The sequence below is a fragment of the Streptomyces sp. bgisy159 genome (genome assembly GCF_965341775.1).
Classification (GTDB): Bacteria; Actinomycetota; Actinomycetes; order Streptomycetales; family Streptomycetaceae; genus Streptomyces.
On the sequence record NZ_CBDQZH010000004.1, the window covers coordinates 233695 to 257845 of the forward strand.

The window sequence follows — 24151 nt, forward strand, 5'->3', positions numbered from 1 at the left end:
AGGGGAGACTGTGTCCATGACTCCTACGACGGAGACCACGGTCGGGATCGGCGGTGCCGCGGAGAGCACCGACATGGTGCTCAACATCGGGCCGCAGCACCCCTCCACACACGGCGTGCTGCGGTTGCGCCTCGTGCTGGACGGCGAGCGCATCAGGAGCGCCGAGCCGGTGATCGGCTACATGCACCGGGGCGCTGAGAAGCTGTTCGAGGCGCGCGACTACCGGCAGATCGTGATGCTGGCCAACCGCCACGACTGGCTGTCGGCGTTCTCCAACGAGCTCGGCGTCGTCCTCGCCGTGGAGCGCATGCTCGGCATGGAGGTGCCGGAGCGCGCGGTGTGGACGCGCACCCTGCTCGCGGAACTCAACCGGGTGCTGAACCACCTGATGTTCCTCGGGTCGTATCCGTTGGAACTCGGCGGGATCACTCCGGTCTTCTACGCGTTCCGTGAGCGCGAGGTGCTCCAGAACGTCATGGAGGAGGTCTCCGGCGGGCGCATGCACTACATGTTCAACCGCGTCGGCGGCCTCAAGGAGGACCTGCCGGCCGGCTGGGCGGCACGCGCGCGCGGTGCGGTCGCCGCGGTGCGCTCCCGCATGGACGTCTTCGACGACCTGGTCCTCGGCAACGAGATCTTCCGGGGACGCACACGGGGCGTGGGCACCCTCACGCCGCGGGCGGTGCACGCGTACGGCGTGAGCGGGCCCATCGGGCGCGCCTCCGGTGTCGACTTCGACCTGCGCCGGGACGAGCCCTACCTCGCCTACGGGGACCTCCAGGACACCCTGAAGGTCGTGACCCGCCAGGAGGGCGACTGCCTCGCCCGCTTCGAGTGCCTGCTGGAGCAGACCCACAACGCCCTCGACCTCGCCGACGCCTGCCTCGACCGGCTCGCCGAGCTGCCGCCCGGGCCGATCAACCAGCGGCTGCCCAAGGTCCTCAAGGCACCTGAGGGGCACACGTACGCCTGGACCGAGAACCCGCTCGGCATCAACGGCTACTACCTCGTGAGCAAGGGCGAGAAGACCCCGTACCGGCTCAAGCTCCGCTCCGCCTCGTACAACAACATCCAGGCGCTCACCGAGCTGCTGCCGGGGACGCTCGTGGCCGACATGGTGGCGATCCTGGGCTCGATGTTCTTCGTCGTGGGAGACATCGACAAGTAGGTCGCGAAGTGGGTCACAGCGGGCTCGGGACACCGACCGGCTGCAGCAGCCACCCGAAGTCGCCCAGGCCGCCGGGGGCCGTCAGCTCGGCGGCCTCGCCGGCGCTCGCGAGGGCGCGCACGTAGGCGGTGGGGTCGGTGGTGGCCAGGGTGAGCGGGGGGCGTGTTCCGGTGAGGTGCAAGGCGCGCAGGGCGTCGCGTTGCGTGAGCAGCAGCGCTTTCGGCAGCGCGCGCGCCGTGGTGCACTCCGCTTCACGCTCCGGCGTCCGCTCCTGCGCGCCCGCTCGCGCGCCCGTCTCCGCGCACGCCTGCGCTGCCGCCTCCGCGCCCGCCTTCGCGCACGCGTCCAACGCCACGTGTGCCGTGATGTCGCACGTCCCGTCCGGGACCGGTGCCGTCTCCCGGCCGTCCCGGAAACCCGTGAGCGTCCCGAACGCAGGACGCGAGTCCGCGCTGTGCGCGTAGTCCACGGCGACCGCGAGCCCCCGGGTCACGCACGAGAGAGCCGCGGCCCACGCGGTGTCCCGGGGGCGCCCGATCTCCGCGCGCTCCCCCTCGCGCGCGGACAGCGGCCACCAGCGGCCGAGCCACCGCGCGTCCGCGCCGCCCACGGGGTCACCGAGCCGCTCGGTGCCGTCGTCCCGGACCAGGACCAGCCGGGCCGCGCCGTCGGGGCCCACCTCGGCGACGTCGACGGGCACGTTGTCCAGCCACTCGTTCGCGAACAGCAGCCCCGTGATCTGCGGCGGCGGCTCGGGGAGCCACACCACGGTGTCCGGCAGGCCCCGCGGGCGACCGGCGATCTCGACGGCGTACGCGCGCGTGCGGGCGGCGACCTCGTCGGGCAGCGCGGCGAGCACGCCGGTGACCAGTTCCCCGCGACCGGCGGCCATGTCCACGAAGTCCAGTGGTTCCGGCCGGCCCAGTGCCTCGTCGACCCGGCACAGCAGCCGGGCGACCGCCTCGGCGAAGAGCGGCGACGCGTGCACGGACGTACGGAAGTGACCCGCCGGGCCCTCGGGCCGCCGGTAGAAGCCGCCCGGACCGTACAGGGCGGCCTCCGTGGCGGCCCGCCAGCCGCGCCACCCGCCGTCGGCCCCGCCGTCCCGCAGGGGCCCGGAGTCACCCACGCGCGTGTTCACAGGCCCTCCAGCCCCTCGTCGTCCGCGGTCCACTCGCCGTGGCCGGTCACCGCGCGACCGTAGCAACGATGCCGGCCACGCTGGTGTCCGCGAGGGCGCCCGGTCCAGCGGGACGTACAGGTGATCACGGCCTCCACCTTGCGGAGTACACGCGTCGACCGCGGATCGGCCCTCCGGTTGACTCCCGCACGCATTCCGTTTCCCTACTCTGGGTTACGTGCAGCGCCTCTACGATTTTCTCCGCAGGCACCCGAACGGGGTCGATGGCTTCTGGGCCCTCGTCCTCCTCGGGATCTCGCTCACGGCGGAACTGACGCGGGAGGAGCGGCAGGGCACCGGCTCTCCGGCGCTGATCGTGCCGATCGTCACACTGCTGTGCCTGGTCATCGCGCTGCGCCGGCGGATGCCCGAGAAGATGCTGCTGCTCGCGGGCACGCTCGGGCTGGCCCAGCTGGTGCTGGACGTCGAGACGTCGGTCGCCGACTTCGCCATGCTGATCATCGTGTACACGGTCGCCGTGTCCGGCGCCCGCTGGGCGTCCCGGCTCGCCCTGGCGATGGGCCTCGTCGCGGCGTCCCTGGCGCAGCTGCGCTGGCCCAGCGGTGAGGCCAGCGTCGCCGGCAACGTCGTCGTCGCCGTCTTCCAGACGGTGCCGTTCGCGCTGGCCTGGGTGCTCGGCGACTCCATGCGCACCCGGCGGGCCTACTTCGCCCAGCTGGAGGAGCGCGCGGCGCGCCTGGAGAAGGAGCGCGAGGCGCAGTCGAAGGTGGCGGTCGCCGCCGAACGCGCCCGGATCGCCCGCGAGCTGCACGACGTGGTCGCGCACAACGTGTCGGTCATGGTGGTGCAGGCCGACGGCGCCGCCTACGTCCTCGACGCCGCGCCCGACCAGGCCAAGAAGGCCCTGGAGACGATCTCCTCCACCGGCCGCCAGGCCCTCGCCGAGATGCGCCGCCTGCTGGGCGTGCTGCGCACCGGGGAACACCAGGAGGGCGGGGAGTACGTGCCGCAGCCCGACGTCGAGCAGATCGAGGACCTGGTCGAGCAGTGCCGGGGCTCCGGCCTGCCGGTCGACTTCAAGGTCGAGGGCACACCGCGGCCACTGCCCAGCGGTGTGGAGCTGACCGCGTACCGCATCGTGCAGGAGGCGCTGACCAACACCCGCAAGCATGGCGGACCCAACGCGGGCGCCAGCGTGCGGCTGGTGTACTTCGACGACGGGCTCGGCCTGCTCGTCGAGGACGACGGCAAGGGTGCGCCGCACGAGCTGTACGAGGAGGGCGGCGCCGACGGCCAGGGGCACGGGCTGATCGGCATGCGCGAGCGGGTCGGTATGGTCGGCGGCACCCTGGACGCGGGGCCGCGCCCCGGCGGAGGCTTCCGTATCAGTGCGCTCCTCCCGCTCAAACCGGCGCACTGACATTGACGCGCGCCCCGTTGACACCTGTCACACCCCCAGACACCCGTCACACCCCCAGACACCTGTCACAACCCAGATCCCCAGTGGCTCGGCCCACTGCCGGACGGACACGGAAGAGGCCCCGATGACGATCCGCGTGATGCTCGTCGACGACCAGGTGCTGCTGCGCACCGGGTTCCGGATGGTGCTCGCAGCCCAGCCGGACATGGAGGTCGTCGCGGAGGCGGGCGACGGTGTCGAGGCCCTGCAGGTGCTGCGGGCGACCGCGGTCGACGTGGTGCTGATGGACGTCCGTATGCCCAAGCTCGACGGCGTGGAGACCACCCGCCGCGTCTGCTCGGAGCCGAACCCGCCGAAGGTGCTCATCCTGACCACCTTCGACCTCGACGAGTACGCCTTCTCGGGGCTGAAGGCGGGCGCCTCGGGTTTCATGCTCAAGGACGTGCCACCCGGCGAACTCCTGAACGCCATCCGCGCGGTGCACAGCGGCGACGCGGTCGTCGCCCCCTCGACGACCCGGCGCCTCCTGGACCGCTTCGCGCCCATGCTGCCCGCCACCGGCAAGGAACCCCGGCACAAGGAGCTCGAGCGGCTGACCGAACGGGAGCGAGAGGTCATGGTGCTGGTCGCGCAGGGCCTGTCGAACGGGGAGATCGCGGCCCGCCTGGTGCTGTCCGAGGCGACGGTGAAGACCCACGTGGGCCGCATCCTCACCAAACTGGGGCTCCGGGACCGGGTGCAGGTGGTCGTGCTGGCGTACGAGACCGGACTGGTGCGCGCGGGCGGCCACGGCTGACGAGCGCGTACGACGCCCGCCGTGAACACGACCTGCGCACGGCGGCCGCGGGACATCGCATACGGCGGGTGGCGGCGGCCCGGTGGGACTAGGGTCGGCGCATGCTCCTGTGGATCAACGGCCCCTTCGGGGGCGGCAAGACACAGACCGCACACGAGATACGGCGCCGGCTGACCGGCAGCGTGATCTGCGACCCCGAGCACCCCGGCTTCGGCCTGCGCCGCATGCTGCCACCCGCGTTGCGCGGCGACTTCCAGGACCTGGCCTCCTGGCGGCAGGGCGTCGTCGAGGTGCTCGACCTGACGCTGACCCGGCACGACGGTGTGGTGATCGCCCCCATGACCGTCACCGATCCCCGCTACTTCGCCGAGACGGTCGGACGGCTGCGGGAACTGGGCCACGACGTACGCCACTTCACCCTGCTCGCCGAGCGCGAGACCGTGCTGCGCCGGCTGCGGGAGCGCGGCCTGGGGCACCTCCTCGGGTTCGTCGCCGGGAAGAACGCCGGGCTGCGCCGTGAGAGCTGGGCCGTCGAGCAGCTCGACCACTGCCTGGAGCGACTGCGCGAACCGGAGTTCGCCGAGCACCTGTGGACCGACCACTCGACCGTGCCGAAGACCGCCGACCGCATCGCCGTCCTGGCCGGTCTGACACTGCGGCCCAACACCGAGGGAGCACTGCGCACCCGGATCCGCCAGGCGGGCGTGGGCCTGAGGCACATCCGGGTCGACTGACCGCGCGACCCGCGCGACCCGCGCGGGCGGCCCCGCGTCAGCGCAAGAGGCCCTCGATGAAGTCGCTGCCCAGACGGGCCACCGCCGACAGGTCCAGCTGGTGCTGCGCGTACCGGCCGCGTCGGCGCGTGGAGATCAGCCCGGCCTTCTTCAGCACCCCCAGGTGCCGGGAAATCTCCGGTGCCGTCATGCCGTGGGCGTCCGCCAGCTCGCTCGTGGTGTACGGGGCGCGCGCCAGATGACGGCACAGCCGTATCCGTACCGGGTGCGCCAGGGCTTCCAGGCGGCGGGTGAGCTGCTCGACGGAGGGAGCCTGTTGGCCCGGCCCCCGTACCGGGTAGGTGATGGCGGGCCGCCAGCCGCGCCGGTGCAGCACCATCAGATGCGGCCGGCCGAGGCTCGTCGGCACGAGCACCAGCCCGCCGTCGTCCACGGTGGCGTGGCCCTCGACGAGCTTGTCGACGGTGATCTGCCGGGCCTCCTCGTCGACCGACACGGCGTGGGAGACCGAGGCGAGTACCTCCGCGAGGCCCTTGCGGCGCAGCAGCTCGGTGCGGTGCCGGGCGTCCGCGGCCAGCTCGGGCTGGATGCTCGCCCACATGTCGGCGAAGAACGCCTCCTCGCAGTCCCGCACCAGCCGACGGAACCAGTCGCGCACGGCGGGCGGGTCGGCCAGCAGCCGCCGGGCGAACTGCTCGCGTCCGCCGCCCCGCGCGGCGGCCAGCTCCAGCGCGCGCCGGCGTACGCCCTCGTCGTCCAGGGCGCCCGGTCCGCCCGCCTCGTAGCTGCTCTGGCAGCTGAACTCCAGCGCCGCGTGGACGAACTGTTCGTCGGAGAGCTGGTCGAGCAGGTCCAGTTCCTCGGCGAGCGTGGCTCCCGGCAGGATGGCGTGGCCGGGGACGGCCGCGAAGGGCGCGAAGACGTCCGAGAACGTCGTACGCCACAGGAAGTCCGCCTCGCACAGCCGGTCCGCCAGGCCGGGGTCCAGCCGTGACGACAGGGCCGTCGCCCAGCCCTGCAGGGCCGGGTGGTGGCCCGGCTCGCTGCGCGCGTGCAGGGCGAGGCCCAGTTCGGTCAGCGGAGAGGGCACGACGAAGACCTTCTCCGGCCGCAGCCGAGTGATGTCGATGACCACGCTCATGGGCCCATCGTGCCCGCCGCCACTGACAACGCGGACCCGATTGACGGCCGGCGTCAATCGGCCGATGACCCGAGGCGCGGCGCGGCGCCGGGCGCGCGACCGGTGCGTCCTGCCCGGCTACCCGGCGGCCCGGTTCCCGGTCTCCTCGCGCAGCCGCACCGTGAACTCCGCGACCGCCGCGCGCACGTCCTCTCCGGTCCACTCCAGGCCCGGCGCGCGGACGCAGACCTCCGTGGAGCAGAGCCCCGGGGCGGGCGCGAGCCAGCCCTGACCGAAGAGCACGATCCCGGTCTCCTCGGCCGTCCGCACGGCCGCTTCCGCGACCACGTCGGCGTCGTACGGCAGCCACACCTGGAACTCGTTGGTGTGCGGCACCTCCGGGTGCACCCGTGTCCAGGGCAGCCCGGCCGCGGCGAGGCCCTCGCGCAGCGCGTCGGCCACCACGCGCGCGTGACGCACGTAGTCGGGCAGGCGCGGCAGCTCCCGTTCCAGGCCCATCAGGGCCGACAGCGCCGTGGGGAACTGCTGGAAGACCATGCCGCCGTACCGGTGCCGCCAGGTCCGCGCCTCGTCCACCAGGCTCTGCGGACCGGCGAGCGCCGCGCCGCCGAGACCGTCGAGCGACTTGTAGAACGACACGTAGACGCTGTCGGCGAGGTCCGCGATCTCGTCCAGCGGGCGACCGAGACGGACGGTGGACTCCCACAGGCGCGCGCCGTCGAAGTGCACCACCGCGTCGCGCTCGCGCGCCGCCGCCACGAGGTCGGTGAGCTCCTCCCAGGACGGCAGGAGAAAGCCGGCGTCCCGGAGGGGCAGTTCCAGCATCAGCGTGCCGAACGGCTCCTCGGCGTCTCGGACCTCCGCGGCGGTCGGCTGCCTGGACTCACCGGTCAGGCGGACCGGGCGCAACCCGCTGACCTGGCTGAAGGCGTCCCGCTCGTGCACCATGGGGTGCGCCATCGCGTGCAGTGCGACGGCTGGGTTCCCGGTGCGGGCCGCCCAGCAGCGCAGTGCGATCTGCTGCGCCATGGTGCCCGTCGGGAAGAAGACCGCGGCCTCCTTGCCGAGCAGCCCGGCCACCTTCTCCTCCAGGGCCTCGACCACGCCGTTGCCGTACATGTCGGACGGCGTGTCGAGGTCGTACACCTCACCTGCCGTGGCGAGAACCGCGAGGCGGTCCCGGAGCGTTCTGGTGAAGCCTGGGCGGGCGAGCACGCGCCGCGCGCTGTTCAACGCGCTCAGGCGCCGTTCTCTGCGCCGCTCGGACCCGTCGTCGTCCGCCGGCCCGGTCGTGTCCGTGGTCTGTTCCTCGGTGTCGCTCATGACGGGGATGATGACGCGCGCGTGCACACGGGGGCATCCGAATTGCCTGCGGCCGGGGCTGCGGTGGTGCCCGGTGGTGTCCGGGAACACTCACAGCCTGTGGACAACCGAACGCCTCTCGAACCGATCGCGTTAACATGACGAGAAATCGTCCGGTACCCAGAGCGGACTGGAACGGAAGGCCCTCGTCGCGTGAGTACAAGCCAGCAGCCAGATCCCAAGGACCGCCCCGCGCGGCTCACCGTCGGCGTGGTGGGCGCCGGCCGGGTGGGCCCCGCCCTCGCCGCGTCACTCCAGCTCGCCGGGCATCGCCCGGTGGCCGTCTCCGGGGTCTCCGAGACCTCCCGGCGCCGCGCAGCGCTGATGCTGCCCGACGTGCCGCTGGTCCGGCCCGCCGAGGTGCTGGAACGCGCCGATCTGGTCCTGCTCACCGTCCCCGACGACGCCCTGCCCGACCTGGTGCAGGGTCTCGTCGACACCGGCGCGGTACGCCCCGGCCAGCTCCTCGCGCACACCTCCGGGCGGTACGGCGCCAAGGTGCTCGACCCCGCCCTGCGCGCGGGCGCGCTCCCGCTGGCACTGCACCCCGCGATGACCTTCACCGGCACCCCCGTGGACGTCCAGCGCCTGGCCGGCTGCTCCTTCGGCGTCACCGCGCCGGACGAGCTGCGACTGGCGGCCGAGGCCCTCGTCATCGAGATGGGCGGCGAACCCGAGTGGATCGCCGAGGAGAACCGCCCGCTCTACCACGCGGCCCTCGCGCTCGGCGCCAACCACCTGGTCACCCTCGTTGCCCAGTCCCTGGAGCTGCTGCGCGCCGCCGGCGTCGAGGCCCCCGACCGGATGCTCGGACCGCTGCTCGGCGCCGCCCTGGACAACGCGCTGCGCTCCGGCGACGCCGCCCTCACCGGCCCCGTCGCGCGCGGGGACGCCGGCACGGTCGCCGCCCACGTGACCGAACTGCGCCGGCACGCCCCGCACACCGTCGCCGGCTACCTGGCGATGGCCCGCGCCACCGCCGACCGCGCGCTCGCACACGGGCTGCTCAAGCCGGAACTCGCCGAGGACCTCCTCGGGGTACTCGCCCACGGCACGAACGGCACCGAAGGAGCCGCCGGATGACCATCACCCTGCTGCGCACCGCGGACGCGCTGCACGCGCGCGCGCGTGAGGGCCGCCGGGCCGTCGTGATGACGATGGGCGCCCTGCACGAGGGCCACGCCACCCTGATCCGCACCGCCCGCGGCATCGCCGGTCCGGACGGCGAGGTCGTCGTCACCGTCTTCGTCAACCCGCTGCAGTTCGGCCAGGGCGAGGACCTCGACCGCTACCCGCGTACCCTCGACGCCGACCTGAAGATCGCCGAGGAGGCCGGCGCGGACGTGGCCTTCGCGCCCTCCGTGGCCGAGGTCTACCCGGGCGGCGCACCCCAGGTCCGCATCAGCGCGGGCCCCATGGGGGAGCGCCTGGAGGGTGCCTCGCGCCCGGGCCACTTCGACGGCATGCTCACCGTCGTCGCGAAACTGCTCCACCTCACCCGGCCCGACATCGCCCTGTACGGCCAGAAGGACGCCCAGCAGCTCGCCCTGATCCGGCGCATGGTGCGCGATCTCGACTTCGGCGTCGAGATCGTCGCCGTGCCCACCGTGCGCGAGGACGACGGGCTCGCCCTGTCCAGCCGCAACCGTTACCTCTCGGCCGAGGAGCGGCGCACCGCGCTCGCCCTGTCGCGCGCGCTGTTCGCCGGCAGCGACCGGCACGCCGCGCAGGAGGCGCTGCGGGCACGCGCGCGTGAGGTCCCCGCGACGCAGGCGCGCGCCGAGGCGCTCAGCGCCATAGGCGAGTCCCGCGCCGCCGCCGACGCCCACGCCGTCGCCACCGCCGTGCCCGGCTCGGCGGCCGCCGTGCGCGCCGCCGCCCACCTCGTCCTCGACGAGGCCGCCCGTCTCGACCCGCCGCTCAGGCTCGACTACCTCGCCCTCGTCGACCCCTCGGACTTCACCGAGATCGACGACGATTTCACCGGCGAGGCTGTGCTCGCCGTCGCCGCCCGGGTCGGCTCGACCCGGCTGATCGACAACCTCCCCCTCACCTTCGGAGCCGCCTCGTGACCAGCACAGGCATACGACTGCACGCGCCCGCGCCCGGGTGGTCCATCGACGCCGACGTCGTGGTCGTCGGCTCCGGAGTGGCCGGCCTGACCGCGGCCCTGCGCTGCGAGGCCGCCGGGCTGCGCACCGTGGTGGTCACCAAGGCCCGCCTGGACGACGGCTCCACCCGCTGGGCCCAGGGCGGCATCGCCGCGGCCCTCGGCGAGGGCGACACCCCCGAGCAGCACCTCGACGACACACTGGTGGCGGGCGCGGGCCTGTGCGACGAGGAGGCCGTGCGGATCCTGGTGACCGAGGGCCCCGACGCGGTACGGCGGCTGATCTCCACCGGCGCCCGTTTCGACACCGACGACGGCGGCGACATCGAACTCACCCGGGAGGGCGGCCACCACCGCCGCCGGATCGCGCACGCGGGCGGCGACGCCACCGGCGCGGAGATCTCCCGGGCGCTCGTGGAGGCGGTACGCGAGCGCGGGATGCGCACCATCGAGAACGCGCTCGTACTGGACCTGCTCACCGACGCCGACGGCGGCACCGCCGGGGTGACCCTGCACGTGATGGGCGAGGGGCAGCACGACGGCGTGGGCGCCGTGCACGCGCCCGCGGTGGTGCTCGCCACCGGCGGCATGGGCCAGGTGTTCTCCGCCACCACCAACCCCTCCGTGTCCACCGGCGACGGCGTCGCCCTCGCGCTGCGCGCCGGCGCGGAGGTCTCCGACCTGGAGTTCGTGCAGTTCCACCCCACCGTGCTGTTCGTCGGCGCCGACGCCGAGGGCCAGCAGCCGCTCGTCTCCGAGGCGGTGCGCGGCGAGGGCGCCCACCTGGTCGACGCCGACGGCGTGCGGTTCATGGTCGGGCAGCACGAACTGGGCGAACTGGCGCCCCGCGACATCGTCGCCAAGGGGATCACGCGCCGTATGCAGGAACAGGGCGCCGAGCACATGTTCCTCGACGCACGGCACTTCGGCGCCGAGATGTGGGAGCACCGCTTTCCCACCATCCTCGCCGCCTGCCGCGCCCACGGCATCGACCCCGTCCACGAGCTGATCCCGGTCGCGCCGGCCGCCCACTACGCGTCGGGGGGCGTCCGCACCGACTTCCGCGGCCGGACCACCGTGCCCGGCCTGTACGCGTGCGGGGAGGTCGCCTGCACCGGTGTGCACGGCGCCAACCGGCTCGCCTCCAACTCCCTCCTGGAAGGGCTGGTCTACGCCGAGCGCATCGCCGCCGACATCGCGGCCGGCCGTTCCGACGACGGACTGCACGCGCGCGTGCCGCAGCCCGTGCCGTACCCGGAGATCCCCGCCCACCCGCTGCTGGCCCCCGAGGCCCGGTTCTCGATCCAGCGGATCATGACCGGGGGAGCGGGAGTGCTGCGCTCCACCGAGTCCCTGGAGCAGGCCGCCGACCAGCTGCAACGGCTGCACGCCGAGGCCCGCGACGCGCTCGACTCCAACGGCAAGACGGCCGAGCCCGGCGTCGACACCTGGGAGGCCACCAACCTGCTGTGCGTCGCCCGCGTCCTGGTCGCCGCCGCCCGGCTGCGCGAGGAGACCCGGGGCTGCCACTGGCGCGAGGACCACGCCGGCCGGGACGACGCGCGCTGGCGCCGCCACATCGTCGTACGGCTGAACCCGGACCGCACCCTGGCCGTGCACACCACGGACACCGCAGACTTTCCCCCGACCCAGCACCCCCAGGAGCAGTGACAGAAGTGAGCAACGACCTTCCCCTCGTCCAGAGCGGCGGCTGCGGTGACGGCTGCGGCTGCGGAGCCGGGGGATACGACGCAGACGACGAGTACCTGGAGTGCGGGCTCGACCCCGCGCTCGCGCAGCTCCTGGCCGACGCCGGGCTCGACCCGGTCGAGGTCGAGGACATCGCCAACGTGGCCATCCAGGAGGATCTCGACCACGGCGTGGACGTGACGACCGTCGCGACCATCCCGGAGGACGCCGTCGCGACCGCCGACTTCGTCGCGCGCGAGGCGGGTGTCGTGGCCGGGCTCCGGGTCGCCGAGGCGGTCGTCTCCGTCGTGTGCACGGACGAGTTCGAGGTCGAGCGGCACGTCGAGGACGGCGAGCGCGTCGAGGCCGGGCAGAAGCTGCTGTCGGTGACCACGCGCACCCGCGACATCCTCACCGCGGAACGCAGCGCGCTGAACATCCTGTGCCGCCTGTCGGGCATCGCGACCGCCACGCGCGCGTGGGCGGACGTCCTGGAGGGCACCGAGGCACGGGTGCGGGACACCCGCAAGACGACGCCCGGGCTGCGCTCGCTCGAGAAGTTCGCGGTGCGCTGCGGAGGGGGCGTCAACCACCGGATGTCGCTGTCCGACGCCGCCCTGGTCAAGGACAACCACGTCGTCGCCGCGGGCGGTGTCGCACAGGCCTTCAAGGCCGTCCGCGAGGCCTTCCCCGAGGTGCCGATCGAGGTAGAGGTCGACACGCTGCACCAGCTGCGCGAGGTCGTCGACGCGGGCGCGGACCTGATCCTGCTGGACAACTTCACCCCGGGCGAGTGCGCGGAGGCCGTCGGTATCGTCGGCGGGCGGGCCCTGCTGGAGGCGTCGGGCCGGCTCACGCTCGACACCGCGCGCGCGTACGCCGAGACCGGTGTCGACTTCCTCGCCGTGGGAGCCCTCACGCACTCCTCGCCGATCCTCGACATCGGCCTGGACCTGCGAGCGGCGGAGTAGGGAGCGGGTACCGGCCATGCTGCTGACGATCGACGTGGGGAACACACACACCGTGCTCGGCCTGTTCGACGGCGAGGACATCGTCGAGCACTGGCGGATCTCGACCGACGCCCGGCGCACCGCCGACGAACTGGCCGTGCTCCTGCAGGGCCTGATGGGCATGCACCCGCTGCTCGGCGACGACCTGGGCGACGGTATCGACGGGATCGCCATCTGCGCGACCGTGCCCTCGGTGCTGCACGAGCTGCGCGAGGTCACGCGGCGGTACTACGGCGACGTCCCCGCCGTCCTGGTGGAGCCCGGGGTGAAGACCGGCGTGCCGATCCTCACCGACAACCCCAAGGAGGTCGGCGCCGACCGCATCATCAACGCGGTCGCCGCGGTCGAGCTGTACGGGGGTCCCGCGATCGTCGTCGACTTCGGCACGGCGACGACGTTCGACGCGGTCAGCGCGCGCGGGGAGTACGTCGGCGGCGTCATCGCGCCCGGCATCGAGATCTCGGTGGAGGCGCTGGGCGTCAAGGGCGCGCAGCTGCGGAAGATCGAGGTGGCGCGCCCCCGTCATGTGATCGGCAAGAACACCGTGGAGGCGATGCAGTCGGGCATCGTCTACGGCTTCGCCGGACAGGTCGACGGAGTCGTGCGGCGGATGGCCCGGGAACTCGCGGACGACCCCGAGGACGTGACGGTGATCGCGACGGGCGGACTGGCGCCGATGGTGCTGGGCGAGTCCTCGGTGATCGACGAGCACGAGCCGTGGCTGACGCTGATGGGGCTGCGGCTGGTGTACGAGCGGAACGTCTCGCGGATGTGAGGGCGCGGTCGGCGGGAGGGGACGGCGCCACCCCGCGCTGACACCCGCGCCGCCTCCACGCGCGTGACGGTGGTGGGTCCAGGTGGGTGGCCGCGGCACGCCACGCCGACTTCTGTGTCGAATTTGTCTGATTAGCGCGTATCGTCGCCGCATGCCCACGCCATACGGATCCCGCGGCGGCATGGCGTTCGGGGCGGAGGAGCTGCGCGTGCTCCGCCGTGCCCTCGCCCTCGCCCTCCACCCCGGCCCCGCCTCGACCGAGGACGTCCAGGACTGCCTTCGCCTCGCCGACTCCCTCGACGAGGCGATGCGCGAGGGCGCCCGGCTGCGGGCCTTTCTCGTGGCCGACCTCGCCCGGTACCGGGCTGCCCTCCCCGGCACCGCAGCGGGCTACCTGACGCTCCTGGAGGAGGTCCTGGACACGGGCCACCACCCCGGCCCGGACGACCTCGCGGCGCTGCGCGCCCTGCGTGGCAACTCCGTGGCGGCCACCCTCCTCACCCGCTGTCAGATCCTGGCCGAGCGCGACCTGCGGGCCCGCCTCGACCGCCGTACCCCTCGCCGTCCCACCTCGCCCCCGACGGTCCCCGCCCCCGCCGCGCCCTTCCCCGCGGGCCCCGGCCGGGCTGTTCCCGCCGCGCACGTCCCGGCCCCCGCCGTGGTACCCGCCACGGTCGCCGCGGCCCCTCCGGTGCGGAGCGCCGTCGCCCACACCGTCCCGGGCTCGCGTGCCGGCACCTCCGGCTCGCGGGTTCGGTTGTTGGCGCTGCCCGGAGGACGGGGCGACGGCACCACGGCGGACCCGCGGGCGGGCGAGGAGAAGAAGGAGCCCGCCAAGAAGCCGCCACGGCCCGCGCCACGGCCCGGCCCCGGCACCGGTCCGGCGGAGCCGGCCGGCCCCAAGCCCACGCGCCGGCCCATCCCCACCCCGGGCGAGGTCTTCCCACGCCGCAAGCCCGGCCCCCAGTCCCCGACGGCCGACCCGGAGCAGCGACTCGCCGTCTGCTGAGCGCATGGCGCGCGCGGCCAACGCGCGCGGCCAAGGGGCGCCGAACGGCGAAGCTCCGGGATGCCGAAGGCCCGCGATCCGGGCGGCGGACGGTGATCCACCCGCCACCCGGCACCCGCCACCCGCCACGCGAGACGCGTCCGCCGCGCCGCGTCCGCCGCGCCCATCCGCGCCTACGTTCCGGCCCAGGCGTGCGGTGTGCGCCGGGTGCCGGGCGGTGTGCGCCGGGCGCGCGATCTCTGCCGCGCGCCCGGCGCCCGGCGCCCCGCTCCGTCACCCCGCCCGGATGTCCCTTTTCTCCCGGGCTACCCTGGGCCCATGGACTACGTCTCCGCGCTCGTGCCTCCGGTCGTCATGGCCGTGTTCTTCATCGGCGTGATCAGGGTGATCGTGAAGACCCAGGGCGGCGCCAACAAGGCCAAGGAGGACGCCGTGGTCGACGCGGCGCTCGCGCGCGCGGAGAACACGCGCCAGGCCTCCGCGGACCCCGGCGCCTGACACCTCGTTCCGGAGACCCGCCGACCCGCGTCACCACCTCACGCCCCGCCCCGCCCCGATCATCTTCTGCGCGCCCTTTTTATTCAGGTTTGCCGCCATGTCTGCCCGTCTGTCACGCCATTGGTGAGATCTGCCACTACTGTGGGGAACTGTGCCTCGCCCATTGGGAGAACTCGAAGACGCGGTCATGACGCGGGTGTGGAAGTGGAACCGCCCGGTGACCGTTCGGGAAGTCCTGGAAGACCTTCAGCGTGAACGGTCCATCGCCTACACGACGGTGATGACCGTTTTGGACAATCTCCATCAGAAGGGCTGGGTGCGCCGGGAGGCGGAAGGCCGGGCCTATCGATATGAGGCGGTCTCCACCCGGGCCGCCTACGCCGCGGCCCTGATGAACGACGCCTGGGCGCAGAGCGACAACCCGGCCGCCGCTCTCGTCGCCTTCTTCGGCATGATGAGCGATGAACAGCGGCAGGCCCTGCGGGACGCCGTGCGGATCGTGCAAGGACCGGAGAACCCGGGAGAGAACCCCGGCTCCGCGGCCGAGGGCGGCGGGCGATAGCGTCCGCACATGTCAGCAGAGAGTCCCGGAGTCACCGCTAAAGCCATCACCGTCCGGCGGGCCCGGACGAGCGATGTACCGGCCGTGCGCCGTCTCCTCGACGCCTACGTCCGGGACGGCATCCTGCTCGACAAAGCCACCGTGACGCTTTACGAGGACATCCAGGAGTTCTGGGTGGCGGAACGCGACGACAACGCCGAGGTGGTCGGCTGCGGCGCACTGCACGTGATGTGGGAAGACCTGGCCGAGGTGCGTACTCTCGCGGTGAAGCCCGGCCTGAAGGGCGTCGGCGTCGGTCACCAGTTGTTGGAGAAGTTGCTGCACACCGCGCGCTGGCTCGGCGTTCGACGGGTTTTCTGCCTGACCTTCGAAGTGGACTTCTTCGGCAAGCACGGCTTCGTCGAGATCGGCGAGACGCCGGTCGACACCGATGTCTACGCGGAGCTCCTGCGTTCCTATGACGAGGGCGTCGCGGAGTTCCTGGGGCTCGAACGAGTGAAACCGAACACCTTGGGCAACAGCCGGATGCTTCTGCACCTGTGATCATCGGCGTCGCCCAGACCTATGTCCGAACCCTATGTCCGAAACGCGTACGTTTCCGGGCCGGTCGAGGGTGCTCGGTCTCTCCCAGGGGTTTGTGTTTTTCCCGCAAAAGCGGTTTGCTTTCCGACGTACTGCAGTACTGCATATAACAGGGGGCGGCGAAACGGCGGACGCCGCACACCCCCGTCCTCACGTTATCGATGAAAGGAAATCCGGTGGCACAGAAGGTTCAGGTCCTTCTTGTCGACGACCTCGACGGCGGCGAGGCGGACGAGACCGTGACGTTCGCTCTGGACGGCAAGACGTACGAGATCGATCTCACGACTGCCAATGCGGACAAGCTGCGCGGCCTTCTCGAGCCCTATGTGAAGGGTGGCCGTCGTACCGGTGGCCGCGCTTCGGGCGGACGAGGAAAGGCCCGGGCCGCCGCTTCCGGCGGCAGCCAGGACACGGCACAGATCCGCGCGTGGGCGAAGGAGAACGGTTACGAGGTCAATGACCGTGGCCGTGTTCCCGCGACCATTCGTGAGGCCTACGAGAAGGCGATGGGCTGAGCGCACCCGCGCCGCAGCCGGGCGCGGTGACACTCCGTCGCCACCGTGTCCACCAGGCGTACGAGGTCGGGGGCGTCCCCACCGCCCCCCAGGGCCGACATCGTCGGCAGCGAGGCCTCGGCCTCGCGCCCCTTCACGGGGGGCCGCAGCCACACGGCGGCCCCCTGCACCGCCCCCGCGCCGTCCCGGCCGGGGAGCCGCGGAGCCTCGATGGCCCCGCCCGCGCCGATCGCCGTGAGATCCAGCGGCAGCGCACCCCACTCCAGCCACTCCAGGATGCCCGGCAGTTCCTCCGCGCTGCCCGCTGCCACCAGCAGCAGCATCCTGTCGCCGCGCAGGGCCACCGGCGAGGCCGGCCGCAGACGCCCGAGCGCCGCGTGGCCCGCCTCCGCGGGCACCTCCAGGGCGTCGAAGCGCAGGCCGGTGGAAAGTAGTACCGGAGTTCCGGGCACCGTGGGCCACCCCAGTTCGTTCTCGTACCAGGCGCGCAGCAGGGCCCCGGGGGCCGGCGCGCGCCGTGGCGGAGGGACCGGGAGAGGTGCGGGTGGTACCGGGAGAGAGCCCGTGGGGCCAGGAGCGGGCGGCGGGATCGAGTCGCCGAGCGGAGGGACTGAGCCAACCATGCCAAGTGCAACCGTCCGGGAGGGCGGCAAGTTACGCTGGGTGCCCCGATGATCGCGCTGAGTTCCGGAACAGGGGGCGTGTGGGGGTGCCGGGAGGCGCAAGGTTGTTCGCCCGTAGCGGAGTGGCCGGGGGTGCACGGCATGGACTGTCCGTGACGGCGGGTAAGACATCCCTAGTGGGAGGGGGCGACGCGCGGGAAAGGCCGTCTCACGTTCGCCATCGGCGTAGCGGCGACTGGGGTAACTGCCTGGCCTGCGGGAACATCGTCTCGCACCATCGGGTTGGAGCAGATGTCGGCGTTCGGGGTCAGGAGGCCATCGACGGTGTCGGCAGTTGGAATGAGCGGTCCCCGCTTGCGGGACTAAGCTGCGGAAGGACAGGGAGGGGAAGTTCCCCTTACTGCCTGACCGCTCTGAGGAGCGATTAACGATGTTCGAGAGGTTCACCGACCGCGCGCGGCGGGTTGTCGTCCTGGCTCAGGAAGAAGCCCGGATGCTCAACCACAACTACATCGGCACCGAGCACATCCTCCTGGGCCTGATCCACGAGGGTGAGGGTGTCGCCGCAAAGGCCCTGGAGAGCCTCGGCATTTCGCTTGAGGCGGTCCGCCAGCAGGTGGAGGAGATCATCGGCCAGGGCCAGCAGGCCCCGTCCGGCCACATCCCCTTCACTCCCCGTGCCAAGAAGGTCCTGGAGCTGTCGCTCCGCGAGGCCCTTCAGCTGGGCCACAACTACATCGGCACGGAGCACATCCTGCTCGGCCTGATCCGCGAGGGCGAGGGCGTCGCCGCCCAGGTCCTGGTCAAGCTGGGCGCAGACCTCAACCGGGTGCGGCAGCAGGTCATCCAGCTGCTCTCCGGTTACCAGGGCAAGGAGACCGCCACCGCCGGCGGACCTGCCGAGGGCACCCCCTCGACGTCCCTGGTCCTCGACCAGTTCGGCCGGAACCTCACCCAGGCCGCTCGTGAGTCCAAGCTCGACCCGGTCATCGGGCGCGAGAAGGAGATCGAGCGGGTCATGCAGGTGCTGTCCCGCCGCACCAAGAACAACCCCGTGCTGATCGGTGAACCCGGCGTCGGCAAGACCGCCGTCGTGGAAGGCCTCGCCCAGGCCATCGTCAAGGGCGAGGTGCCCGAGACCCTGAAGGACAAGCACCTCTACACGCTGGACCTCGGCGCCCTGGTCGCCGGCTCCCGCTACCGCGGTGACTTCGAGGAGCGCCTGAAGAAGGTCCTCAAGGAGATCCGCACCCGCGGCGACATCATCCTGTTCATCGACGAGCTGCACACGCTGGTCGGTGCGGGTGCCGCCGAAGGCGCCATCGACGCCGCGAGCATCCTCAAGCCGATGCTGGCCCGCGGTGAGCTGCAGACCATCGGTGCGACCACGCTGGACGAGTACCGCAAGCACCTGGAGAAGGACGCGGCCCTGGAGCGCCGCTTCCAGCCCATCCAGGTCGCGGAGCCCTCCCTGCCGCACACGATCGAGATCCTCAAGGGCCTGCGCGACCGGTACGAGGCGCACCACCGCGTCTCCATCACCGACGAGGCGCTGGTCCAGGCCGCCACCCTGGCCGACCGGTACATCTCGGACCGCTTCCTGCCGGACAAGGCGATCGACCTGATCGACGAGGCCGGTTCCCGGATGCGCATCCGCCGGATGACCGCGCCGCCGGACCTGCGCGAGTTCGACGAGAAGATCGCCGGCGTCCGCCGCGACAAGGAGTCCGCGATCGACTCGCAGGACTTCGAGAAGGCCGCCTCCCTGCGCGACAAGGAGAAGCAGCTCCTCGCTGCCAAGGCCAAGCGGGAGAAGGAGTGGAAGGCCGGCGACATGGACGTCGTCGCCGAGGTCGACGGCGAGCTCATCGCCGAGGTCCTCGCCACGGCCACCGGCATCCCGGTCTTCAAGCTGACCGAGGAGGAGTCCAGCCGCCTGCTCCGCATGGAGGAGGAGCTGCACAAGCGGGTCATCGGCCAGGACGACGCCGTCAAGGCGCTGTCCAAGGCGATCCGCCGCACCCGCGCCGGTCTGAAGGACCCGAAGCGTCCGGGCGGTTCGTTCATCTTCGCCGGCCCGTCCGGTGTCGGTAAGACCGAGCTGTCCAAGGCGCTCGCCGAGTTCCTCTTCGGTGACGAGGACGCGCTGATCTCCCTCGACATGTCGGAGTTCAGCGAGAAGCACACCGTCTCGCGCCTCTTCGGTTCGCCCCCCGGCTACGTGGGCTACGAGGAGGGCGGCCAGCTGACGGAGAAGGTTCGCCGCAAGCCGTTCTCGGTCGTCCTCTTCGACGAAGTCGAGAAGGCGCACCCGGACATCTTCAACTCGCTGCTGCAGATCCTGGAGGACGGTCGTCTGACCGACTCCCAGGGCCGGGTCGTGGACTTCAAGAACACGGTCATCATCATGACGACCAACCTCGGCACCCGGGACATCTCCAAGGGCTTCAACCTGGGCTTCGCCGCCGTGGGCGACACGAAGACCAACTACGAGCGCATGAAGAACAAGGTGTCGGACGAGCTGAAGCAGCACTTCCGCCCCGAGTTCCTCAACCGCGTCGACGACGTGGTCGTCTTCCCGCAGCTGACGCAGAACGACATCCTCCGGATCGTCGACCTGATGATCAGCAAGGTGGACGAGCGCCTGAAGGACCGGGACATGGGCATCGAGCTCTCCCAGTCCGCGAAGGAGCTGCTGTCCAAGAAGGGCTACGACCCCGTGATGGGCGCCCGGCCGCTGCGCCGGACGATCCAGCGCGAGGTCGAGGACAGCCTGTCGGAGAAGATCCTCTTCGGCGAGCTGCGCCCGGGTCACATCGTGGTCGTGGACACCGAGGGCGAGGGCGAGTCCCAGACCTTCACCTTCCGCGGCGAGGAGAAGTCGGCGCTGCCCGACGTCCCGCCGATCGAGCAGGCGGCCGGCGGCCCGGGGCCGAACCTGAGCAAGGACGCGTAAGCGTCCAGCGACGCCCAGCCGGACCAGCCGAACAGAAGGGGCCGGTGCTTTCGAGCACCGGCCCCTTCCGGCGTTCCCGGAGGCGTATCGGGGGAGCCGCGCCCCCGGGAACGCCGGAGGATCGCTCAGGAGAGCTGGCCGTCGTAGTCCGGCAGCTTGAAGGTCCTCTCGGCGTGGCCGCCCGAGAGGTCGGTGGCGCTGTTGCCGATGTTCGCGATGATCGTGTAGCCCTTGTTCTCGATGTCGACGCGCTGGGCGGTCTTGTAGTCCGCCACATTCCTGAAGAGGTCGATCAGGCCGCGGACGTACAGGCCGGAGACCTGGTAGCCGCGGTAGTCGAGGTTGTAGTCGGTGAAGCCGGCGATGATGCCGGGGCGGGCGGTGACGAAGAACAGGGCGACGCCGTGCTCCTGGGCGTACTTCGCGACGTCGAGGACCGGCTTGTTGGCCGGCTGGGGGTAGCTGAAGCCGAAGTCGGTCTCCAGGGTCGTGTTGTCGACGTCGAAGACGACGGCCTGCTTCTCGCCGGGCCGGGCGGCGGCGATCCGCTGCTTGAGGTACGGCAGAGCCTGGTCCATCACGGTCTGGCAGTCCCGCTGCCAGGTGGCGTAGTCGACGTCCTGCGCGGTGGCGGCGGCCGTGGTGGGGGCCGTGGTGGGGGCGGCGGCCGGAGCGGCGTCGGCGGGGGCGGCCAGCGCCAGGAGGGCGGCGGCGGAGACGGCGGTCACCGAGGCCCGGCTCAGCCAGGCACCTCTGATCGTCATGTGGGGTCCTCTCACGTCCATGAAGCTCTGCCGTGTCGTGTGCATGCTCGTTGGTGAGGGTGGCGCGAGGGGAACCGTAGGGTTACTGGAGGGTAAGTGGCTAGGGGTCTGCGTCACATCAGGGGTGGCGGGGAAAGCCGCCGCGGGTGACATGCCGCATAGGGTGTGCGTCACGTACTACGAGGGATAGTTGGCCCACCTACCGGCCAAAAGGGACGTTAAGGGTGCAGTGTCGCTAAGTCCTACTTTCCGTCGTAGGTCACACATTTGAGCACGGGTGGGGGGCGCGGGTACCAAGGACGAGCCATCCGGTCGCGGCGGTCCGTGTGCCGGGTGGTCTCTCTTGCACCCGAACCCACGAGGTATTCGATGTCCCGCGCCATGAACCGTTTCTCCCGTACGTCCGCGCTCCGCACCCGCGTGGCCGTCGGCGCCGCCGCTCTGGGTACCGCCGCGGTCGTGCTGGGCGGCGGTGTGGCGTCCGCCGCCGAGGCGACCGCCGCCAAGTCCACGGCGTCCTGGGTCGACCCGGTGAAGAAGTACAAGCTGTCGGCGAGCTTCGCCCAGGCCGGCAGCATGTGGACGGCCAAGCACAGCGGTCAGGACTTCGCCGTGCCGAGCGGCACCAAGGTCGTCGCCGCCCACGGCGGCACCGTCGTCAAGGCCGGCGGCAACGGCGCCGGTGACGGCCCCGCCTACGGCAACGCCGTCGTGATCAAGCACGCCAAGGGCGTCTACTCCCAGTACGCCCACCTCTCGCGCATCGACGTGAAGGTCGGCCAGGTCGTCAAGACCGGTCAGCGCATCGCCCTGTCCGGCAACACCGGCAACTCCAGCGGTCCGCACCTGCACTTCGAGATCCGCAAGACCCCGAACTACGGCAGCGCGATCAACCCGGTCTCGTTCCTGCGCGCCAAGGGCGTCAAGGTCTGAGACCCCGCTCAGGCGCCGCGGTGCGCCTGAGTGACCAGATCGGTGGCGACCTCCAGGACGGCCTTGCGCTTGTCCTCGGGGTCGCCTTCGAGGTCGTTGACGACGATGAACATGCCGGCGTGCAGGGTGAACAGCGCGCTGACGCAGCGCACCTGGTCGACCAGTTCCGCGTCCTTGTCGACCAGGATGTCCTTCAGGCCGATCATCCGGTCCTTGACCATCTCGCCGATCCGCAGCTCCCGCACGGTGGCCTGGTTCTCGTGCATGAACCGGAAGAGGGGCGTCGCGTCGGCCAGCAGCCCGCTGTAGCGCCGTACGATCTCCTGCTTGGTCTCCAGGGTGGGCGGCTGGCGCCCGCCCCACTCGATGAGATCCGTGATCGGCTGTGTCAGGTCCTCGAAGAGGCTGACGATGATCTCTTCCTTGGTCTTGAAGTGGTAGTAGAGCGCCGCCTTGGTGACGTCCAGGTGCTCGGCGATCTCTCGTAGCGAGGTCTTCTCGTAGCCCTGCTCGGCGAAGAGTTCGAGCGCCACGTCCTGGATGCGCTGGCGGGTGTTCCCGCGGCGTCGCTGCTTGGTGCCGTCGTCCATGGTGCCGCCCATCCTCGTACTCCTCGCGCCCCGGCGGAAACTTACTTGACGCCCGGCTAGTTAAAGGTCTACCTTCCTCCAGTGTAGTCAACTAGCCGGGCGGCAAGTAAGTGGCCGAACGGGGCGGTGTCCAGGGGAGTGGGGAGTATGGCGGTCACACAGGCGGTCGACAGCGCCGGGAAGGCGCCCGGCGCACAGGCGGGCGGCACCGGGGGCGCAAAGCCCAGGAGCGTGCGGGTCGTCCTGCTCGCGCTCATGATCACGATGATGCTGGCGATGCTCGACAACATGATCGTCGGCACCGCGATGCCGACGATCGTGGGCGACCTCGGCGGCCTCGAACACCTCTCCTGGGTGGTGACCTCCTACACGCTGGCCACCGCGGCCTCAACGCCGATCTGGGGCAAGCTCGGTGACATGTACGGGCGCAAGGGCTCGTTCATCACCTCGATCGTGATCTTCCTGGCCGGTTCCGCGCTCAGCGGCATGGCCCAGGACATGGGCCAGCTGATCGGCTTCCGGGCCGTGCAGGGCCTGGGCGCCGGCGGTCTGATGGTCGGTGTCATGGCGATCATCGGCGATCTGGTTCCGCCGCGGGAACGGGGCAAGTACCAGGGCATGATGGCCGGTGTGATGGCGCTCGCCATGATCGGCGGCCCCCTCGTCGGCGGCACCATCACCGACAACTGGGGCTGGCGCTGGGCCTTCTACATCAACCTGCCGCTCGGCGCGGTCGCCCTCGGTCTGATCGGTGTGGTCCTGCACCTGCCCAGGAAGCGGTCCGAGGCGCGCATCGACTACCCGGGCGCGGCACTGCTGACCGTCGGCATCACCGCCATCGTGCTGGTGACGACCTGGGGCGGTTCGCAGTACGCGTGGACCTCCGCGCGGATCATGGAGCTGATCTTCCTCGGCATCGCCGCACTCGTAGGCTTCCTGTTCTGGCAGACCAGGGCCCCCGAGCCGATCCTCCCGCTGCACATCTTCCGCAGCCGCAACTTCAGCCTCATGGCGGCCATCGGCTTCATCACCGGCTTCGTGATGTTCGGCGCGACCCTGTTCCTGCCGCTGTACCAGCAGTCCGTCCAGGGAGCCTCCGCCACCAACTCGGGTCTGCTGCTCCTGCCCATGCTCGGCGCCATGCTGGTGACCTCGATGGTCTCCGGGCGGATCACCACCAACACCGGCCGTTACAAGGTCTTCCCGATCGCCGGCGGTGTGCTCATGATCGCCGGTCTGTACCTGCTGTCGACCATGGACACCGGCACCTCACGCCTGACCTCCGGTCTCTTCATGGCCGTGCTGGGCCTCGGCATGGGCTGCCTGATGCAGATCACCATGCTGGTCGCGCAGAACAGCGTGGAAATGAAGGACATGGGCGTCGCCTCCTCCTCCGCCACCCTCTTCCGTACGCTCGGCTCCTCGTTCGGCGTCGCGATCATGGGCGCGCTGTTCAACAACCGCGTCCAGGACGTCATGTCCGAGCGCGCCGGCGACATGGGCTCGAAGATCACCGAGCAGTCCGCCCAGCTGGACGCCGCGAGCCTCGCGAAGCTGCCGGCCGAGGCGCGGGAGGCGTACCAGTACGCCGTGTCCGACGGCTCGCACGCCGCCTTCGTGCTCGGCACCGTCGTCGCCGTCGCGGTGCTGGTCGCCGCGCTGTTCGTCAAGGAGGTGCCGCTCAAGGGCGCGGGCCCCAAGCCGGAGGCCGCCCCCGAGGCGGTGTGAGAAGGCCGTACGGGCGGGGTCCCGGCCGCGCTGTCCGGGCGCGGC

At 71.5% G+C, this 24151-nt stretch carries 23 protein-coding genes; 17 read left to right on the forward strand and 6 right to left on the reverse strand.

The genetic code is table 11. From position 1 onward, the window contains the following. The first annotated feature begins 16 nt into the window (after positions 1-16). Positions 17-1168, forward strand: coding sequence for an NADH-quinone oxidoreductase subunit D (locus tag ACSLTV_RS06750; protein ID WP_432139125.1), 1152 nt, complete (start codon positions 17-19; stop codon positions 1166-1168). 13 nt (positions 1169-1181) lie between these two features. Here ACSLTV_RS06750 and ACSLTV_RS06755 read toward each other — a convergent pair whose 3' ends face one another. Next, positions 1182-2309 carry an SAM-dependent methyltransferase gene (locus ACSLTV_RS06755; protein ID WP_435611811.1) on the reverse strand — a complete coding sequence of 376 codons (1128 nt, stop codon included), beginning with the start codon at positions 2307-2309 and terminating at the stop codon, positions 1182-1184. 217 nt (positions 2310-2526) lie between these two features. Here ACSLTV_RS06755 and ACSLTV_RS06760 point away from each other — a divergent pair, with 217 nt between their 5' ends. From ACSLTV_RS06760 to ACSLTV_RS06770, 3 genes are all read left to right on the forward strand, one after another. Next, positions 2527-3729, forward strand: coding sequence for a sensor histidine kinase (locus ACSLTV_RS06760; protein WP_432139123.1), 1203 nt, complete (start codon positions 2527-2529; stop codon positions 3727-3729). Between the two features lie 124 nt (positions 3730-3853). Next, on the forward strand, positions 3854-4525 hold the full coding sequence (locus ACSLTV_RS06765; protein WP_432139122.1) for a response regulator: 672 nt from the start codon (positions 3854-3856) through the stop codon (positions 4523-4525). Positions 4526-4626: 101 nt separating this feature from the next. Then, positions 4627-5259: an AAA family ATPase gene (locus tag ACSLTV_RS06770; RefSeq protein ID WP_435611812.1), complete on the forward strand. Its 633-nt coding sequence runs from the start codon at positions 4627-4629 to the stop codon at positions 5257-5259. A 37-nt stretch (positions 5260-5296) separates the two neighbouring features. Here ACSLTV_RS06770 and ACSLTV_RS06775 read toward each other — a convergent pair whose 3' ends face one another. Next, entirely contained in the window at positions 5297-6400 is a 1104-nt protein-coding gene (locus ACSLTV_RS06775; RefSeq protein ID WP_435611813.1) for a DUF5937 family protein, read from the reverse strand. 117 nt (positions 6401-6517) lie between these two features. Continuing rightward, positions 6518-7723, reverse strand: a complete 1206-nt coding sequence (locus ACSLTV_RS06780) for a threonine aldolase family protein (protein WP_432156001.1) — start codon at positions 7721-7723, stop codon at positions 6518-6520. 192 nt (positions 7724-7915) lie between these two features. Here ACSLTV_RS06780 and ACSLTV_RS06785 point away from each other — a divergent pair, with 192 nt between their 5' ends. The 10 genes from ACSLTV_RS06785 (at position 7916) to ACSLTV_RS06830 (ending at position 16512) form a co-directional block, all read left to right on the forward strand. Continuing rightward, positions 7916-8845: a Rossmann-like and DUF2520 domain-containing protein gene (locus tag ACSLTV_RS06785; RefSeq protein WP_432139118.1), complete on the forward strand. Its 930-nt coding sequence runs from the start codon at positions 7916-7918 to the stop codon at positions 8843-8845. Continuing rightward, complete coding sequence (gene panC / locus ACSLTV_RS06790) at positions 8842-9834, forward strand: pantoate--beta-alanine ligase (RefSeq protein WP_432156003.1); 993 nt, start codon at positions 8842-8844, stop codon at positions 9832-9834. Before ACSLTV_RS06785 ends, panC begins: the two co-directional genes overlap by 4 nt. After that, the gene (locus ACSLTV_RS06795) at positions 9831-11543 is read left to right on the forward strand and encodes an L-aspartate oxidase (protein ID WP_432139116.1); all 1713 of its coding nucleotides are present in this window, start codon (positions 9831-9833) and stop codon (positions 11541-11543) included. Before panC ends, ACSLTV_RS06795 begins: the two co-directional genes overlap by 4 nt. After that, positions 11540-12532, forward strand: a complete 993-nt coding sequence (gene nadC / locus ACSLTV_RS06800) for a carboxylating nicotinate-nucleotide diphosphorylase (RefSeq protein ID WP_432139115.1) — start codon at positions 11540-11542, stop codon at positions 12530-12532. The genes ACSLTV_RS06795 and nadC overlap by 4 nt, the downstream gene beginning before the upstream one ends. A 16-nt stretch (positions 12533-12548) precedes the next feature. After that, positions 12549-13346 (forward strand): type III pantothenate kinase, encoded by a 798-nt coding sequence (locus tag ACSLTV_RS06805; protein ID WP_432139114.1) that lies wholly within the window; start codon positions 12549-12551, stop codon positions 13344-13346. 181 nt (positions 13347-13527) lie between these two features. Beyond that, complete coding sequence (locus tag ACSLTV_RS06810) at positions 13528-14355, forward strand: hypothetical protein (RefSeq protein WP_432156017.1); 828 nt, start codon at positions 13528-13530, stop codon at positions 14353-14355. Positions 14356-14673: 318 nt separating this feature from the next. Then, positions 14674-14853: a hypothetical protein gene (locus ACSLTV_RS06815; protein WP_432139113.1), complete on the forward strand. Its 180-nt coding sequence runs from the start codon at positions 14674-14676 to the stop codon at positions 14851-14853. Positions 14854-15016: 163 nt separating this feature from the next. Beyond that, positions 15017-15415, forward strand: a complete 399-nt coding sequence (locus ACSLTV_RS06820; protein ID WP_432139112.1) for a BlaI/MecI/CopY family transcriptional regulator — start codon at positions 15017-15019, stop codon at positions 15413-15415. A 9-nt stretch (positions 15416-15424) separates the two neighbouring features. Next, a complete protein-coding gene (locus tag ACSLTV_RS06825) occupies positions 15425-15958 on the forward strand; it encodes an amino-acid N-acetyltransferase (RefSeq protein WP_432139111.1) in 534 nt (177 codons plus the stop codon). Between the two features lie 215 nt (positions 15959-16173). After that, entirely contained in the window at positions 16174-16512 is a 339-nt protein-coding gene (locus ACSLTV_RS06830; protein ID WP_263231234.1) for a histone-like nucleoid-structuring protein Lsr2, read from the forward strand. Here the strand turns inward: ACSLTV_RS06830 and ACSLTV_RS06835 are convergent. Then, positions 16491-17135, reverse strand: a complete 645-nt coding sequence (locus ACSLTV_RS06835; protein WP_435611814.1) for an SCO3374 family protein — start codon at positions 17133-17135, stop codon at positions 16491-16493. The genes ACSLTV_RS06830 and ACSLTV_RS06835 overlap by 22 nt on opposite strands. A gap of 430 nt (positions 17136-17565) precedes the next feature. Here ACSLTV_RS06835 and ACSLTV_RS06840 point away from each other — a divergent pair, with 430 nt between their 5' ends. Then, positions 17566-20091, forward strand: coding sequence for an ATP-dependent Clp protease ATP-binding subunit (locus tag ACSLTV_RS06840; RefSeq protein WP_432139109.1), 2526 nt, complete (start codon positions 17566-17568; stop codon positions 20089-20091). 125 nt (positions 20092-20216) lie between these two features. Here the strand turns inward: ACSLTV_RS06840 and ACSLTV_RS06845 are convergent, their stop codons facing one another. Beyond that, positions 20217-20855 carry an HAD family acid phosphatase gene (locus ACSLTV_RS06845; protein ID WP_435611815.1) on the reverse strand — a complete coding sequence of 213 codons (639 nt, stop codon included), beginning with the start codon at positions 20853-20855 and terminating at the stop codon, positions 20217-20219. A 381-nt stretch (positions 20856-21236) separates the two neighbouring features. Between ACSLTV_RS06845 and ACSLTV_RS06850 the strand changes: the two genes are divergently transcribed. Then, positions 21237-21788: a M23 family metallopeptidase gene (locus ACSLTV_RS06850; RefSeq protein WP_432139107.1), complete on the forward strand. Its 552-nt coding sequence runs from the start codon at positions 21237-21239 to the stop codon at positions 21786-21788. Between the two features lie 8 nt (positions 21789-21796). Here the strand turns inward: ACSLTV_RS06850 and ACSLTV_RS06855 are convergent, their stop codons facing one another. After that, on the reverse strand, positions 21797-22390 hold the full coding sequence (locus ACSLTV_RS06855) for a TetR/AcrR family transcriptional regulator (protein WP_432139106.1): 594 nt from the start codon (positions 22388-22390) through the stop codon (positions 21797-21799). Between the two features lie 135 nt (positions 22391-22525). Between ACSLTV_RS06855 and ACSLTV_RS06860 the strand changes: the two genes are divergently transcribed. Beyond that, entirely contained in the window at positions 22526-24106 is a 1581-nt protein-coding gene (locus ACSLTV_RS06860; protein WP_432156006.1) for an MDR family MFS transporter, read from the forward strand. Positions 24107-24151 lie beyond the last annotated feature (45 nt).

Excerpts from the sequence above, each read along its gene's own strand:
- ACSLTV_RS06750 (WP_432139125.1), top strand. The coding sequence starts at position 17 with ATGACTCCTACGACGGAGACCACGGTCGGGATCGGCGGTGCCGCGGAG.
- ACSLTV_RS06765 (WP_432139122.1), top strand. The coding sequence starts at position 3,854 with ATGACGATCCGCGTGATGCTCGTCGACGACCAGGTGCTGCTGCGCACC.
- ACSLTV_RS06770 (WP_435611812.1), top strand. The coding sequence starts at position 4,627 with ATGCTCCTGTGGATCAACGGCCCCTTCGGGGGCGGCAAGACACAGACC.
- ACSLTV_RS06775 (WP_435611813.1), bottom strand. The coding sequence starts at position 6,400 with ATGAGCGTGGTCATCGACATCACTCGGCTGCGGCCGGAGAAGGTCTTC.
- ACSLTV_RS06780 (WP_432156001.1), bottom strand. The coding sequence starts at position 7,723 with ATGAGCGACACCGAGGAACAGACCACGGACACGACCGGGCCGGCGGAC.
- panC (WP_432156003.1), top strand. The coding sequence starts at position 8,842 with ATGACCATCACCCTGCTGCGCACCGCGGACGCGCTGCACGCGCGCGCG.
- ACSLTV_RS06805 (WP_432139114.1), top strand. The coding sequence starts at position 12,549 with ATGCTGCTGACGATCGACGTGGGGAACACACACACCGTGCTCGGCCTG.
- ACSLTV_RS06810 (WP_432156017.1), top strand. The coding sequence starts at position 13,528 with ATGGCGTTCGGGGCGGAGGAGCTGCGCGTGCTCCGCCGTGCCCTCGCC.
- ACSLTV_RS06815 (WP_432139113.1), top strand. The coding sequence starts at position 14,674 with ATGGACTACGTCTCCGCGCTCGTGCCTCCGGTCGTCATGGCCGTGTTC.
- ACSLTV_RS06825 (WP_432139111.1), top strand. The coding sequence starts at position 15,425 with ATGTCAGCAGAGAGTCCCGGAGTCACCGCTAAAGCCATCACCGTCCGG.
- ACSLTV_RS06835 (WP_435611814.1), bottom strand. The coding sequence starts at position 17,135 with ATGGTTGGCTCAGTCCCTCCGCTCGGCGACTCGATCCCGCCGCCCGCT.
- ACSLTV_RS06840 (WP_432139109.1), top strand. The coding sequence starts at position 17,566 with ATGTTCGAGAGGTTCACCGACCGCGCGCGGCGGGTTGTCGTCCTGGCT.
- ACSLTV_RS06845 (WP_435611815.1), bottom strand. The coding sequence starts at position 20,855 with ATGACGATCAGAGGTGCCTGGCTGAGCCGGGCCTCGGTGACCGCCGTC.
- ACSLTV_RS06850 (WP_432139107.1), top strand. The coding sequence starts at position 21,237 with ATGAACCGTTTCTCCCGTACGTCCGCGCTCCGCACCCGCGTGGCCGTC.
- ACSLTV_RS06855 (WP_432139106.1), bottom strand. The coding sequence starts at position 22,390 with ATGGGCGGCACCATGGACGACGGCACCAAGCAGCGACGCCGCGGGAAC.
- ACSLTV_RS06860 (WP_432156006.1), top strand. The coding sequence starts at position 22,526 with ATGGCGGTCACACAGGCGGTCGACAGCGCCGGGAAGGCGCCCGGCGCA.